We start from the raw sequence: 14,843 nt of genomic DNA on the forward strand, positions 1-14,843 counted from the left end.
CGGACCGCCCCGGGCGATGATCGATCAAGGAGCTCACATGGCGAACTACACCGCCAAGGACATCAAGGAACTGCGCGAGCGCACCGGCGCCGGCATGCTCGACGTCAAGAAGGCCCTCGACGAGGCCGACGGCGATCAGCAGAAGGCCCAGGAGATCATCCGCGTGAAGGGCCTCAAGGGCGTCTCCAAGCGCGAGGGCCGCGCGACCGCCGAGGGCATCGTCGTCGGCCGCGTCGAGGGCTCCAAGGGCTACCTCGTCGAGGTCAACTCCGAGACCGACTTCGTGGCCAAGGCCGAGCCCTTCGTGGCCTTCGGCGAGAAGGTCATGGACGCCGCCGTGGCCGCGGACGCCGCGGATCTGGACACGCTGCTGGCCGCCGAGGTCGACGGCCAGAAGGTGACCGACCTCGTGACCGAGACCGGCGCGCTGCTCGGCGAGAAGGTCGTCGTGCGCCGCATCGCCCGCGTCGAGGCCCCGATCGTCGAGCTGTACCTGCACCGCACCTCCAAGGACCTCCCGGCCCAGGTCGGCGTGCTGCTGGCCGTCGAGGGCCAGGGCGCCGAGGTCGAGACGGCCGCTCACGACGTCGCCGTGCACATCGCCGCGATGTCGCCGAGCTTCCTCACCCGCGAGGACGTCCCCTCGGAGACGGCCGACAACGAGCGCCGCGTCGCCGAGGAGACCGCCAAGGCCGAGGGCAAGCCGGAGAAGATCCTGCCGAAGATCGTCGAGGGCCGCCTCAACGGCTTCTACAAGGAGAACGTCCTGGTCGACCAGGACTTCGCCAAGGACGCCAAGCAGTCCGTGGGCGCGGTCCTGGAGTCCGCCGGCGCCTCGCCGAAGGCCTTCGTGCGCTTCCGCGTCGGCGCCTGATCACGGCTGACGCTCCCAGCGGCCCAGCGGCCCAGCGGCCCAGCGCCCCGTCGCCTCCCTCGAGGAGCCGGCGGGGCGCTGTGCTGTCCGCACGCCGGCGGCTCGACGGACCGCGCACCGCGCGTCGACCGGAGGATCCCCGCGGCGGGCGCGGCAGGGGCTCGGCGGCACCCGGAGGCCGGGGCGCGGACCGCTATGCTGGTCCGTGCCCTGTGCCGGGATCCGGCGCGGGGACCCGTGGCCTGCCCCGTCGCCGCGGTGCACGCGCAGAACCCGCCAGGAGGCACCATGCCGACCACCAGCCCCTCCGAGATCCGCGACGGCGCTCTGCGCGCAGGCCGCGGCGCCGAGCGATCGGAGCAGGGACCGGGCGAGCGCAGCGATCGCCGCCGCATCCTGCTGAAGCTCTCCGGCGAGGTCTTCGGCGGGGGACGGGTGGGGGTCGATACCGGCGTGGTCCGGAACATCGCCGAGCAGATCGCGGCGACGGTCGGGCAGGTCGAGACCTCGATCGTCGTCGGCGGCGGCAACTTCTTCCGCGGCGCGGAGCTCTCCCAGGCCGGGATGGACCGCTCCCGGGCCGACTACATGGGCATGCTCGGAACCGTGATGAACTGCCTGGCGCTGCAGGACTTCCTGGAGCAGTGCGGAGTCGACACCCGGGTCCAGTCGGCGATCTCCATGGAGCAGGTCGCCGAGGCCTACATCCCGCGGCGCGCGATCCGGCACATGGAGAAGGACCGCGTCGTGATCTTCGGCGCCGGCGCCGGGCTGCCGTACTTCTCGACGGACACCGTGGCGGCCCAGCGCGCGCTCGAGATCGAGGCCGACGAGGTCCTCATGGGCAAGAACGGCGTCGACGGGGTCTACACGGCCGATCCGAACGTCGATCCGGAGGCGGTGCGCCTCGAGTCGCTGACCTACGACGAGGCCATCACCCGCGACATCCGCGTGATGGACCAGACCGCCTTCGCCCTGTGCCGCGACAACAACGTGTCCATGCGCGTGTTCGGGATGCAGGGCGACGGCAGCGTCACCCGCGCCATCCTGGGCGAGGACATGGGCACGGTCATCACCGTCTGATCCCGCGCGGGACGAGGGCGCCGGCAGCCGTCGCTAGACTGGACGCCAGCTGCCCGACCCGCGCTTCCCACCGATCGGCCCGATCCTGCGCCGATCCCGCAGACCCCGCAAGGAGCTTGAAGTGATCGACGAGATCCAGACCGAAGCCAAGACCGGCATGGAGAAGGCCGTGGCGCACGCCATCGACGAGTTCGCCTCCATCCGCACCGGCCGCGCCAACCCGTCGCTGTTCTCGAACCTGCTGGTCGAGTACTACGGCACCCCGACGCCGCTGAACCAGCTCGCCTCGTTCCAGAACCCCGAGGCCCGCATGCTGCTCATCACGCCCTACGACCGCTCGGCCCTCGGCGACATCGAGAAGGCCCTGCGCAACTCCGACGTCGGGGCCAACCCGGCCAACGACGGCAATGTGATCCGCGTCGTCATGCCGGAGCTGACCGAGGAGCGCCGCAGGGACTACGTCAAGATCGTGCACTCGAAGGCCGAGGACGGCCGCATCTCGATCCGCAGCATCCGCCGCACGGCCAAGGAGGCGATCGAGAAGCTCGTCAAGGACGGCGAGATCGGCGAGGACGAGGGCAAGCGCGCCGAGAAGGACCTCGACGCGCAGACCAAGAAGGCCACCGACCAGGTCGACGCCGCCGCGAAGAACAAGGAAGCAGAGCTGCTGCAGGTCTGATGCCCACCGTCGTCGATGAGCCGTCGCCGGCTCCCGCCCAGAAGAGCTCCCGAGCGGGCCGGGACCTCCCGGCCGCCATCGGGGTGGGCGCGGGGCTCATCCTCGTGCTCCTCGTCGGGCTGTTCGCAGCCCCTCCGCTCGTGGCGCTGCTGGCGGCCGCGGCGGCGGGGCTCGGCGTCTGGGAGATCTGCGGATCCCTGGCCCACGGCGGCATCGAGGTGCCGCGCCTGCCCGCCGCCGTCGGCGCGGGCCTGCTGCCCCTGGCCACGTTCGTCGGCGGGTCCGAGGCCCTGATCATCTCGCTGGTCCTGGTGTGCACGGTCGTGATCCTGTGCCGCGTCTTCGGCCGCCCCGAGGGCATGGTCCTGTCCGTCATGTCCGCGCTGTTCGCGGTCACGTGGGCGGGTCTGCTCATGTCGCTCGCGGTGCTGCTCTTCCACACGCCCCAGGGCCCAGCGAAGGTGCTGCTGGTGATCCTCATGGCCGTCGGCAACGACACCTTCGGCTACATCACCGGCGTGCTGTGGGGCAAGCACCCCATGGCGCCCCGGATCAGCCCCAAGAAGACCTGGGAGGGCTTCGCCGGCTCCATGATCGGGTCGATGCTGCTGGGCTCCGCGCTCGGTGCGGCGCTGCTGGACTCGCCGTGGTGGCACAGCACGGTCCTGGCGGTGTTCCTGGTGATCGTCTCCGCCCTGGGGGACTTCGCCGAGTCCATGGTCAAGCGCGAGCTCGGCGTCAAGGACATGGGAAACCTCCTGCCCGGCCACGGCGGGGTCATGGACCGGATCGACTCCATCCTCTTCGCGATCCCCGTCGGCTACGTCGTCTTCGGCCTCCTCGAGGCGGCCGCCCGGATCGGCGCAGGAGCCTGATCGCCATGCCCCGCACCACCCCCGCCCCCCGCCCCGGTCCGCAGGGCGCCTCGACCCCCGGCGCCGAGCTGGGTCTCGGGCGCGTGGCCCCCCGCGAGTGGGGCTACAGCACCTCCGAGGTCGACGCCCTGCTCGGGCAGCACCTCGGAGCCGACGCCCGCGCCGCCGGCGAGGGCGCCGAGCAGGACGACCTGCCCGATCCCCGGCAGCTGCGCCGGGCCGTCTTCCGCCGGCAGCGCGGGGGCTACGCCCCGGCCGACGTCGATGCGGCGATCGACCGGCTCGAGGACGAGGCCGCGCAGGCCCGCACCCGCGGCTTCATCCGCGACCACGGCGAGCAGGCCTGGCACGATCGCGTCGACGAGCAGCTGGAGGTCGTCCTGGGCCGTCTGGTCCGCCCCGCCGGGCACCGCTTCCGCGCGCCGTCCTCGGCCGCCGCCCGCGGCTACAGCGCCGAGGAGGTCGACGAGCTGTGCGACCGCCTCCACGGGCAGCTGCTCGGCCACGATGCGCCCCGAGCCGCGGAGGTCCGCGCCGCGGTCTTCGCGCCGGCCTGGGGCGAGGCGGTCTACGAGGAGCACCAGGTCGACGCCTTCCTGGACGCCGTCGTGGACCTGCTGCACTGCCTCGACTGAGCCCAGCCCGACCCGCCGTCCCGACACGACGACCGGTTGCACGGCGAAGTGGTGAACCTTGGGGAAACCTGGATATGGTGTGGATCACTCCTATGAGTGAGACATCTCACATGCCAGCCCTCCGAGAGGACTCCCGTGACCGACCAGCCCCGCATCGCGGAGCCGACGGCAGAGGACTTCATGGCGGCTCAGGCCTCCCCTGAGTTCCAGTCCCTGCGCAGCACGCACCGCCGGTTCGTCTTCCCCATGACCGTGTTCTTCCTCGCGTGGTTCATGCTCTACGTCCTGCTGTCCATCTACGCCCCCTCCCTCATGGCTCGCGAGGTGATCGGCAACGTCAACCTCGGCGTGATCCTCGGACTGCTGCAGTTCGTGACCACCTTCGGCATCACGGCCCTGTACGTGCTCTTCGCCAACAAGAACCTCGACCGCCAGGCGCAGGCCATCCGCGCCGATCTCGAAGCCGGCGACTACGCGGCCCTCAGCCGCGGCGCAGGACAGGAGGGCTGAGCCCATGAACGTGCAGATCCCCCTGGCCGAGACCTCCGGAAGCACCGTCGGGTCGCCCTGGATCAACATGTCGATCTTCCTGGCGTTCGTGGCGGTCACGCTGGTCGTGGTCATCCGCGCCTCGAACTCCACGCAGAGCGCTGCGGACTACTTCGCCGGCGGACGCTCCTTCACCGGGACCCAGAACGGCCTGGCCATCGCGGGCGACTACCTCTCCGCGGCGTCGTTCCTGGGCATCGTGGGTGCGATCGCCGTGCAGGGCTACGACGGCTTCCTGTACTCGATCGGCTTCTTCGTCGCGTGGCTGGTGGCCCTGCTGCTGATCGCCGAGCCGCTGCGCAACACCGGCAAGTTCACGATGGCGGACGTGCTCTCCTTCCGCCTGCGCCAGACGCCGGTGCGGATGGCCGCCTCGGTCTCGACGCTGAGCGTGACGTTCTTCTACCTGCTGGCCCAGATGGCCGGCGCCGGCGCCCTGGTCTCGCTGCTGCTGGGCGTGACGTCGAGCACCGGGCAGTCGCTCGTCATCTTCGCGGTGGGTGCGCTGATGATCCTCTACGTGCTGATCGGCGGCATGAAGGGCACCACCTGGGTCCAGATCATCAAGGCGTGCCTGCTGGTCGCAGGCGTGGCCGTCATGACCGTGTGGGCCCTGGCCCTGTTCGGCTTCAGCTTCTCCGGGCTGCTCGGCGGCGCCGTGGAGACCTCGGGCGATCACGCCATCCTGGAGCCCGGGCTGCGCTACGGGCTCAGCGAGGTCACCAAGCTCGACTTCGTCTCCCTGGGCATGGCCCTGGTCCTCGGCGCGGCCGGCCTGCCGCACGTGCTGATGCGCTTCTACACGGTCCCCACGGCCAAGGAGGCCCGGAAGTCCGTGGTCTGGGCCATCGTCCTGATCGGGACCTTCTACCTCTTCACGCTCGTGCTCGGCTACGCCGCGGCGGCCCTGATCGGAGCCGACCGCATCGCCGAGGCCCCGGGCGGCGTGAACTCGGCGGCGCCGCTGCTGGCCTACGAGCTCGGCGGATCGCTGCTGCTCGGGTTCATCGCCGCCGTCGCCTTCGCCACGATCCTGGCCGTGGTGGCCGGCCTGGCGATCACCGCCTCTGCCTCGTTCGCCCACGACGTCTACGGCAACGTCATCAAGAAGGGCAAGGCCACGGGCATGGAGGAGCTGCGCGTCGGCAAGATCACGGTGGTCGTCATCGGCATCGTGGCGATCCTGGGCGGCATCGGCGCCCAGGGCCAGAACGTCGCGTTCCTGGTGGCCCTGGCCTTCGCCGTCGCGGCCTCGGCGAACCTGCCCACGATCCTCTTCTCGCTCTACTGGAAGCGCTTCACGACCCGCGGCGCCGTGTGGTCGATGTACGGCGGCCTGCTCAGCGCCGTCGTGCTGATCATCTTCTCCCCGGTCATGTCCGGGGCGGAGACCTCCATGATCGCCGGCGCGGACTTCGCCTGGTTCCCGCTGACCAACCCGGGCATCGTCTCGATCCCCGTGGGCTTCCTGCTCGGCGTCATCGGCTCGCTCACGGAGCGCCGCCGCGAGAACCGGGAGAAGCAGGCGGAGATGGAGGTCCGCTCCATGACGGGCGTCGGCGCGGAGCCCCCGGTCGAGCACTGAGCCCCGCAGCATGCAGATCGACGTGAGAGCGGAGTGAGAGCCATGTGAGCAACGCCGCACGCCCAGGCGCGCCGAATCGATGCGCGCGACAGCATCTGAGATACCCTCCCTGCAGGTGCTCAGCAGACTGAGCACGTCCCCCAGCACTGGGCCTCCGCGCGGACGGCCCGAATCAGGAGAAACACCATGCTCTGGACCATCATCGCCTGGATCATCCTCGGCATCATCGCCGGCGCCATCGCAAAGCTCATCATGCCCGGCAAGCAGGGCGGCGGCATCGTCATGACCATGATCCTCGGCATCATCGGCGCCTTCGTCGGCGGCCTGATCGCCATGGTCATCCCCGGTCTGCACGAGGCCAGCAGCCCCCTGTCCATCGGCTCGATCGTGCTCGCCATCATCGGCGCGCTCGTCGTGCTGTTCATCTACGGCGCCCTGACCAAGGGCAGCCGCGGCGGCGCCGCCCGCGGCGGCCGCGTCGAGCGCTGATCCGGCCCCCACGCCGAACCGCAGCGCCCCGTCCCTCGTCCGAGGGGCGGGGCGCTGTCGTGTGCGGCGCGGCCGATGCCCGATGGGCATACTGGAGCCCATGTCCGACACCTCCTCCGCCCGCCGCCCCGCCCCCGACGCCCCGCTGTGGTCCCGGCCCCAGCGCAGGATCTCGATCCTCGGCTCGACCGGGTCGATCGGCACCCAGGCCCTCGACGTCGTGCGCAGCGCCGCCGCGGCGGCCCGCGGCGACGAGGCGCCCTTCCGCGTCGTCGCCCTGGCCGCCGGGCACTCGAACCTCGAGCTGCTCTCCGAGCAGGCCGTCGAGACCCGGGCCGGGCTCGTGGCCACGAGCGGGGACGTCGACGACGGCGATCTCCTCGCCCGGCTGATCGCCTCGCGCATGGAGACCCTCGACGGCGAGTACGCGCCCCTGATCCGCACCGGCCCCGATGCCGCGGCGGAGGCCGCGCGGGCCGAGGAGGCCGACCTGGTCCTCAACGGCATCACCGGCTCGATCGGTCTGGCGCCCACCCTGGCGGCGCTCGAGGCGGGCAAGCTGCTCGCACTGGCCAACAAGGAGTCCCTGATCGCCGGAGGCGAGCTCGTGCGCCGCGCGGCAGCTGCATCCCCGCACGAGGACCCGCTCATCCCGGTGGACTCGGAGCACTCTGCCCTCGCCCAGGCGCTGCGCTCGGGGGCCGGCGACGAGGTGGAGCGGCTGATCCTCACGGCCTCGGGCGGCCCGTTCCGCGGCCGGAGCCGGGAGGAGCTGCGCGGCGTCCGCCCGCAGGACGCGCTGGCCCACCCCACGTGGGACATGGGTCTGATGGTCACCACCAACTCCTCGACCATGGTCAACAAGGCGCTCGAGGTCCTCGAGGCGCACCTGCTCTTCGACATCCCGCTGGATCGCATCGACGTGGTGGTGCACCCGCAGTCGGTCGTGCACTCGATGGTGCAGTTCGTCGACGGCTCCACGCTGGCCCAGGCCTCGCCGCCGGACATGCGCCTGCCGATCGCCCTGGGGCTGGGCTGGCCGGACCGGGTGCCCGGGGCCGCCTCGGCCTGCGACTGGACCCGGGCCGCGTCGTGGACCTTCGAGCCCCTCGACGAGGACGCGTTCCCGGCCGTGCGCCTGCTCAAGGAGGCCGCCGCGGCAGGTCCCACCGGTCCCGCCGTCTTCAATGCCGCGAACGAGCAGGCCGTCCTGGCCTTCCACGCCGGGCGGGTCGGCTTCCTGGACATCGTCGAGACCGTGGCTCGGGTGGTGGACGAGCACGAGCCGGCGGGGGAGGCCGAGCTCACCGTCGGATCGGTGCTGGCCGCCGAGGACTGGGCCCGCGCGCGGGCCGACGAGCTGGTCTCCTCCCGCCGCCGCTGAACGACCCGCGGAAGGCCCGTCCGAGATCCCGGACGGGCGGGTCGGCGGCGTTCGCCGACGGCGGGGACCGATGCTAGGCTCTGCGGCCAGGATGACGAGATCCGGCGCGAAGCTCTGGCTGGCCGGACGGCAACCCTCTCACCGTGGTGGGGTGCCCCAGATGACCATCCGGCTCCGGTCCCGCACCGCGGCAAGCACGGGAAGTCGACGGCACAGCATCGCTGGGCACGCCTGATCTCACGCGCCGCCGGTCACCCCGATGGGACCGGGCGGCTCGCTGAACGAAAGGCAATCCCTCCCATGCGCGCATACCGTCTCCCGGCCGTGGCACTGACCACCGTCCTCGGCCTCACCCTCGCCGGCTGCGGCGGCTCCGGCTCCGGCGGCTCCGGCGATGCCCCGTACGACGACGGCGTGATCCAGATCGGCGTCGTCGGCACCACTCCCGTGAACGAGGCCCTCGTGGAGAAGGCCGAGGAGGAGGGCATCACCGTCGAGCTGGTCGAGCTCTCCGAGTACAGCCAGGTCAACCCGGCCACCAAGTCCGGCGACGTGGACATGAACTGGTTCCAGCACGCGGCCTACCTCGCGGACTACAACAACAGCTCCGGCGACTCGATCACCCCGATCGCCTCGACCTCGATCTACCCGCTGGGCCTGTACTCGAACAGCTACGACTCGCTCGAGGAGATCCAGGACGGCGACGAGATCGCCATCCCGAACGACTCGATCAACCAGTCGCGCGCTCTGCTGCTGCTCGAGGCCAACGGCCTGGTGGAGTTCACCTCGGAGACCACCGCGCCGACCGAGAGCGACGTCGACACCGAGAGCTCGAAGGTCACCGTGACCCCGGTCTCCGCCGAGCAGACCGTCCTGTCCCTGGACTCGGTCGCCGGCTCCGTGATCAACAACGACTTCCTGGCCCGCGGCGACATCGACCCGGACTCCGCCCTGGCCACCGACGGCGCCGAGAACGAGAACGCCCGCCCGTACGTCAACCTGTTCGCCACGACCGAGGCCAACAAGGACGACGAGACCCTGCATCAGGTGGCCGACCTGTTCCACACCCCGGAGGTCGAGGAGGCCGAGAAGGAGGACTCCAAGGGCACCGCCGTGACCATGGACCTCTCGCAGGAGGAGCTCGAGCAGATCCTCAGCGACTACCAGCAGGATCTCCAGCAGTGACCTCGACCGAGGAGTTCCACCCGCACAGCGAGCCCGTGGCCGACGCCGCCGAGACCGGGCGGCGTCGGCCCGGCGCCGAGGTCGAGCCCATCGTGCGCTTCGAGGGCGTCTCCAAGACGTTCGTCACCGGCAAGGGCCGGCAGCAGCGCGAGGTCACCGCGGTCGACGACGTCACCCTGGAGATCCGCCGCGGCGAGATCTTCGGCGTGATCGGCTACTCGGGTGCCGGCAAGTCCACGCTCGTGCGGCTGATCAACGGCCTCGAGCCCGTGACATCGGGCGTCGTCGAGGTCGACGGCCGGCGCGTCGACGGGCGCACCGAGGCCCAGCTGGCTCCGATCCGCCATGACATCGGCATGATCTTCCAGCAGTTCAACCTCTTCACGTCGCGCTCGGTCGCGGGCAACGTCGAGTACCCGCTCAAGCAGGCGGGATGGCCCGCGGACCGGCGCCGGGAGCGCGTGAAGGAGCTGCTGGCCTTCGTCGGGCTCAGCGAGCGCGCGGGCAACTACCCGGAGCAGCTCTCGGGCGGGCAGAAGCAGCGCGTCGGCATCGCTCGCGCACTGGCGGCCAACCCCAAGATCCTGCTGGCCGACGAGTCGACGTCGGCGCTGGACCCCGAGACCACGCAGGAGGTGCTCGCGCTGCTGCGCCGGGCCAACCGCGAGTTCGGGATCACGGTCGTGCTCATCACCCACGAGATGGACGTCGTGCGCGCCATCGCCGACCGGGTGGCCGTCATGGACAGCGGCCGCGTGGTCGAGCTGGGCCCCACGGTCCAGATCTTCTCGGCCCCCGAGTCGCCGACCACCCGCCGCTTCGTCTCGACCGTCGTCCACGCCGAGCCCGACACCGAGGAGCTGGCCCACCTGCGCGCGCGCCATCGCGGCCGACTGCTGGTGCTCGACATCCGCGAGGGCGTCGACGTCGGCTCGATCCTCAGCCGCGCGGCCGCCGGCCGCGGCGTGAGCTTCCGGATCGTGTTCGGGGGCGTGTCCGTGCTGCAGGAGCAGTCCTACGGCTCGCTGACGGTCGAGCTCACCGGCGACGACCGGGCCGTCGAGGACACGATCGCCGAGCTGGCGCAGACCACGAGTGTGAAGGAGGTGTCGGCATGACCGACTGGTCCGTCCTGGGTCCCGAGCTGCTGACCTCCATCGGGCAGACGCTCTACATGGTCGTCGTGACCATGATCATCGCCGGAGTGCTGGGGCTGGCCTTCGGCGTCGCGCTCTACGTGACGCGCCCCGGGGGCATCTACGCGAACCGGCCGCTGAACACCGCGGTCAACCTGATCGTGAACTTCGTGCGCCCCATCCCCTTCATCATCCTGCTGGCGGCCCTCGGCCCGCTCACGGAGGCCGTGATCGGGTCGCGGCTGGGGCAGAACGCGGCGATCTTCGCCATGACGATCGCCGCGCTGTTCGCGGTCGCGCGCATCGTCGAGCAGAATCTGATGTCCGTGGACCCCGGCGTGATCGAGGCCGCGCGCTCGATGGGCGTGTCCCGGTTCCGGATCATCACGACGGTGATCCTGCCCGAGGCCCTGGGTCCGCTGGTCCTGGGCTACACGTTCCTGGTCATCGGCGTGACCGACATGTCGGCCATGGCCGGGGCGATCGGCGCCGGCGGCCTCGGCGACTTCGCCCTGCGCCTGGGCTACCAGCGCTTCAACGACGAGGTCACCTGGGCCGCGGTCGCGGTGATCATCGTGATCGTGCAGACCGTCCAGTTCGTCGGCAACGCGATGGCGCGGCGGATCATGCGCCGCTGATCCGGGAGCTTCCGCCCAGCGGGTCCCCGACGGGCGCGGGCCCGGTTCCTCCTCGAGAGGGACCGGGCCCGCGCCCGTCGTCGTGGCGCGGCCGCCGGAGGCCCGTCCACGGTCCGGCTCCGCACGGCGGCTGCGTGTGGTGGGATGTCCTGCGTGAGCGTCCTGATCTTCGCCCTCGGGGTCCTGCTGGCCGCGCTGGCCCTCATCGCCTCGATCGCCTTGCACGAGGTGGGCCACCTGGTCCCGGCCAAGATCTTCGGCGTGCGCGTGCTGCAGTACATGGTCGGCTTCGGGCCCACAATCGTCTCCCGGGTGCGCGGGGAGACGGAGTACGGGATCAAGGCGGTGCCCATGGGCGGTTACGTGGCCATGGTCGGCATGTACCCCCCGGCAGCGGGCCGCCCCGCCGGGGTGGACTCCACCGGGGTCCTGCAGCAGATGGCCGCCGAGACCCGCTCGATCGCCCGGGCGCACGAGCTGCCCGAGGACGACCGGCGGGCGTTCTACCGGCTCCCGGTGTGGAAGCGCATCGTCATCATGCTCGGCGGCCCGCTCATGAACCTGCTGATCGCCGTCGTGTGCATCACGGTGCTGGTGACCGGCTTCGGCAGCCAGCAGCCCACCACGACCCTGTCGTCCGTGAGCCGCTGCGTGCAGACCGTGGACCCCGCCTCGGCCGCGCAGGAGCCCGACGCGGCGGAGGGGCAGTGCCCGCCGGACGCGCCCGCGGCGCCCGCCCATGCCGCGGGCCTGGAACCGGGGGACAGGGTCGTCTCCCTGGATGGGTCGCAGGTGGAGTCGTGGGATGCGCTCACGGAGATCGTCCGCGAGGGCGCCGGCGAGCCGCTCGAGATCGTGTACCTGCGCGGGGGCCGGGAGCGCACCGCCTCGATCACCCCGGTCGAGACGGCGCGGCCCGTCGTCGACGACACCGGGGCCCCCGTCATCGACGACGGCCGCCACGTCATGCAGGACGTCGGCTTCATCGGCGCCTCATCGCAGCTCGAGCTCGTGCCGCGGCCGCCGAGCGCGGTCCCGGGCGAGGTCCTCGACAGCCTCGAGCGCGTCGTGGGCGGGCTGATCCGCCTGCCGGCCAACGTGTGGGGCATCGCCGTCTCCACGTTCACGGACGCGCCCCGGGACCCCGAGGGGCCCATGTCCGTCGTGGGGGTGGGCCGGATCTCCGGCGAGGTCGCCAGCACGGACCTCCTGGAGCTCGAGGAGAAGGCCGCGGCCCTCGTGAGCCTGGTGGGCTCGGTCAACCTGGCGCTGTTCGCCTTCAACCTGATCCCGCTGCTGCCCCTGGACGGCGGGCACATCGCCGGCGCCCTGTGGGAGCGGATCCGCCGCAGCATCGCGCAGCTGACCCGTCGCGGCGATCCCGGCCCCTTCGACCCGCTGCGGCTGCTGCCCCTGACCTACGCCGTCTCGCTGCTCATGCTCGGGATGACCCTGCTGCTGGTGCTCGCCGACCTGATCGAGCCGGTCCGGGTGCTCTGAGCCCGGCACGTCCGGCCCCTGCGGCGACCGCGCCGGTGCGGCGCGTCCTGCGGGGCCCGTGCCGCCCGCCTCCGGGGCGCCGTCGGAGTGCGCGGTGGCTCACGCCGGGCGGTCGGCGGGTTGACCGCTGGGGCACAATGGAGCAGATCCATCCTCGATGCACCAGGAGACTTCCGTGAGTCCGGTCAGCCTCGGCATGCCTGCCGCCCCCCTCCCCGTTCTGTCGCCGCGTCGCAAGACCCGGCAGATCCGCGTGGGCTCCGTGGGGGTGGGCTCCGATTCGCCGGTCAGCGTCCAGTCCATGACCACCACGGCGACCACCGACATCAACGGGACCCTCCAGCAGATCGCCGAGCTCAACGCCGCGGGCTGCGACATCGTCCGGGTCGCCTGCCCGTCGCAGGACGACGCCGACGCCCTGCCGATCATCGCCAGGAAGTCGCCGATCCCGGTCATCGCGGACATCCACTTCCAGCCCAAGTACGTCTTCGCCGCGATCGACGCGGGCTGCGCCGGCGTGCGCGTGAACCCGGGCAACATCCGGAAGTTCGACGACCAGATCGCGGAGATCAGCCGGGCCGCCGAGGATGCCGGGGTCTCCATCCGCATCGGCGTCAACGCGGGCTCGCTCGACAAGCGGATCATGGACAAGCACGGCAAGGCCACGCCCGAGGCGCTGGCCGAGTCCGCGCAGTGGGAGGCCTCGCTGTTCGAGGAGCACGGCTTCCACGACTTCAAGATCTCGGTCAAGCACAACGACCCCGTGACCATGGTCCGGGCCTACCAGCTGCTCGCCGAGCGCGGGGACTGGCCCCTGCACCTGGGCGTCACGGAGGCCGGGCCCGCCTTCCAGGGGACCATCAAGTCCGCGACCGCCTTCGGCGCGCTGCTGTCCCAGGGCATCGGCGACACGATCCGCGTCTCGCTGTCGGCCCCTCCGGTCGAGGAGGTCAAGGTCGGCGCCCAGATCCTGCAGTCCCTCGGCCTGCGGCCCAAGAAGCTGGAGATCGTCTCCTGCCCGTCCTGCGGACGCGCTCAGGTGGACGTCTACAAGCTCGCCGACGACGTGACCGAGGGCCTCAAGGACCTCACGGTGCCGCTGCGCGTGGCCGTCATGGGCTGCGTCGTCAACGGCCCCGGCGAGGCCCGTGAGGCCGATCTCGGCGTGGCCTCCGGCAACGGCAAGGGCCAGATCTTCGTCAAGGGCGAGGTCATCCGCACGGTGCCCGAGGACCAGATCGTGGAGACGCTGATCACCGAGGCGAACCGCATCGCGGAGGAGATGGGCCTCGAGGACGACGACGAGGAGGCGGCCTCGCCCACCGTGACCGTCGGGTGAGGATCTTCGCCTCGTCGGAGACGCGCATCGTCCCCTCCCACGCCGTCCCCCGGGGCGAGCTCGATCGGCTCCTCGCCGAGGACCCGGTCGCCTCGGTCTTCGTCGCCGAGCACGTCGAGGGCCTGCGCGCCGCGCGCACGCGGGCGCCGATGCCGGTCGTGGGGCTCGCGCACGGCCGACGCCCCCTGCCCGGGGGCCGAGGACGGCAGCTCGAGCTCTCGGGGCTGTGCTGGGTCGGATCGAACGTCGTCCCGGTGCGCCTGGGGGAGGGCGGCGCCCAGGCCGTCGGAGCGCATCTGATCGGGCTGCGCCAGGCGCGCGCGTCGTTCTTCGGACCCCGCGAGGACGTCCTGGCCCTGTGGGCCGCGGTGCAGGACCGCTGGCGCGAGCCGTTCGCCGTCCGCTCGCGGCAGCCGCTGATGACGATCGACGCGCCGCCGCCTCTCGAGGCGCACCCGGAGGTGCGCCTGGCCCGCCCCGACGAGATCGATGCGGTGCTGCCCGCGAGCGCCGCCATGTTCGAGGAGGAGGTCGGCTTCTCCCCGTACGTCGAGGGCCGGGACTCCTACGTCCGCCGGGTGCAGGGCCTGCTGGCCCGCCGGCGGACCTTCGTGCTGATGCGGGACCGGCGGGTTGTCTTCAAGGCGGACATCGGGGCCGCCTCGGAGACGGTGTGCCAGATCCAGGGGGTCTGGGTGCACCCGGAGCACCGCGGGCAGGGTCTCGCCGCCCCGTGCATGGCGGCGGTCGTGACGCTGGCCCTGGCCCGCTACGACGTCGTGAGCCTCTACGTGAACGACTACAACGCGGCCGCCGTGCGCACCTACGACCGGGCCGGCTTCCGGCGGCGCGGGGAGTTCGCGACCGTCCTCTTCTGAGTCCGCCCCGGCCG

The 14,843-nt window shown here is 71.5% G+C and carries 15 protein-coding genes and 1 riboswitch; all 15 genes read left to right on the forward strand.

The window, feature by feature from the left end:
- Nucleotides 1–37 precede the first annotated feature (37 nt).
- Entirely contained in the window at nt 38–874 is an 837-nt protein-coding gene (gene tsf / locus FSY66_RS09195) for a translation elongation factor Ts (protein WP_144794042.1), read from the forward strand.
- 288 nt (nt 875–1,162) lie between these two features.
- Complete coding sequence (pyrH, locus tag FSY66_RS09200; protein WP_260853613.1) at nt 1,163–1,957, forward strand: UMP kinase; 795 nt, start codon at nt 1,163–1,165, stop codon at nt 1,955–1,957.
- Nucleotides 1,958–2,078: 121 nt separating this feature from the next.
- Nucleotides 2,079–2,636, forward strand: a complete 558-nt coding sequence (gene frr / locus FSY66_RS09205; RefSeq protein ID WP_144794046.1) for a ribosome recycling factor — start codon at nt 2,079–2,081, stop codon at nt 2,634–2,636.
- Nucleotides 2,636–3,511 carry a phosphatidate cytidylyltransferase gene (locus FSY66_RS09210; RefSeq protein WP_144794050.1) on the forward strand — a complete coding sequence of 292 codons (876 nt, stop codon included), beginning with the start codon at nt 2,636–2,638 and terminating at the stop codon, nt 3,509–3,511. The genes frr and FSY66_RS09210 overlap by 1 nt, the downstream gene beginning before the upstream one ends.
- A 5-nt stretch (nt 3,512–3,516) precedes the next feature.
- On the forward strand, nt 3,517–4,146 hold the full coding sequence (locus FSY66_RS09215; protein ID WP_144794054.1) for a DivIVA domain-containing protein: 630 nt from the start codon (nt 3,517–3,519) through the stop codon (nt 4,144–4,146).
- 180 nt (nt 4,147–4,326) lie between these two features.
- Complete coding sequence (locus FSY66_RS09220; RefSeq protein ID WP_144794267.1) at nt 4,327–4,656, forward strand: DUF485 domain-containing protein; 330 nt, start codon at nt 4,327–4,329, stop codon at nt 4,654–4,656.
- A 4-nt stretch (nt 4,657–4,660) separates the two neighbouring features.
- Nucleotides 4,661–6,280 carry a solute symporter family protein gene (locus tag FSY66_RS09225; protein ID WP_144794058.1) on the forward strand — a complete coding sequence of 540 codons (1,620 nt, stop codon included), beginning with the start codon at nt 4,661–4,663 and terminating at the stop codon, nt 6,278–6,280.
- A 186-nt stretch (nt 6,281–6,466) separates the two neighbouring features.
- Nucleotides 6,467–6,769 (forward strand): GlsB/YeaQ/YmgE family stress response membrane protein, encoded by a 303-nt coding sequence (locus FSY66_RS09230; RefSeq protein ID WP_144794061.1) that lies wholly within the window; start codon nt 6,467–6,469, stop codon nt 6,767–6,769.
- A gap of 100 nt (nt 6,770–6,869) precedes the next feature.
- Nucleotides 6,870–8,153, forward strand: a complete 1,284-nt coding sequence (gene dxr, locus FSY66_RS09235; RefSeq protein ID WP_144794063.1) for a 1-deoxy-D-xylulose-5-phosphate reductoisomerase — start codon at nt 6,870–6,872, stop codon at nt 8,151–8,153.
- Between the two features lie 90 nt (nt 8,154–8,243).
- A riboswitch (SAM riboswitch) is annotated at nt 8,244–8,356 on the forward strand.
- Nucleotides 8,357–8,477: 121 nt separating this feature from the next.
- Nucleotides 8,478–9,338 (forward strand): MetQ/NlpA family ABC transporter substrate-binding protein, encoded by an 861-nt coding sequence (locus FSY66_RS09240; protein ID WP_313955547.1) that lies wholly within the window; start codon nt 8,478–8,480, stop codon nt 9,336–9,338.
- A 35-nt stretch (nt 9,339–9,373) separates the two neighbouring features.
- On the forward strand, nt 9,374–10,456 hold the full coding sequence (locus tag FSY66_RS09245) for a methionine ABC transporter ATP-binding protein (RefSeq protein WP_260853622.1): 1,083 nt from the start codon (nt 9,374–9,376) through the stop codon (nt 10,454–10,456).
- Nucleotides 10,453–11,112: a methionine ABC transporter permease gene (locus tag FSY66_RS09250; RefSeq protein ID WP_144794072.1), complete on the forward strand. Its 660-nt coding sequence runs from the start codon at nt 10,453–10,455 to the stop codon at nt 11,110–11,112. Before FSY66_RS09245 ends, FSY66_RS09250 begins: the two co-directional genes overlap by 4 nt.
- A 144-nt stretch (nt 11,113–11,256) precedes the next feature.
- Complete coding sequence (locus FSY66_RS09255) at nt 11,257–12,612, forward strand: M50 family metallopeptidase (protein WP_144794075.1); 1,356 nt, start codon at nt 11,257–11,259, stop codon at nt 12,610–12,612.
- 175 nt (nt 12,613–12,787) lie between these two features.
- Complete coding sequence (ispG, locus tag FSY66_RS09260) at nt 12,788–13,951, forward strand: flavodoxin-dependent (E)-4-hydroxy-3-methylbut-2-enyl-diphosphate synthase (protein WP_186304528.1); 1,164 nt, start codon at nt 12,788–12,790, stop codon at nt 13,949–13,951.
- Entirely contained in the window at nt 13,948–14,829 is an 882-nt protein-coding gene (locus FSY66_RS09265; RefSeq protein WP_260853615.1) for a GNAT family N-acetyltransferase, read from the forward strand. The genes ispG and FSY66_RS09265 overlap by 4 nt, the downstream gene beginning before the upstream one ends.
- Nucleotides 14,830–14,843 lie beyond the last annotated feature (14 nt).

The sequence above is a fragment of the Kocuria palustris genome, assembly GCF_007666205.1.
GTDB lineage: Bacteria > Actinomycetota > Actinomycetes > Actinomycetales > Micrococcaceae > Kocuria > Kocuria palustris_A.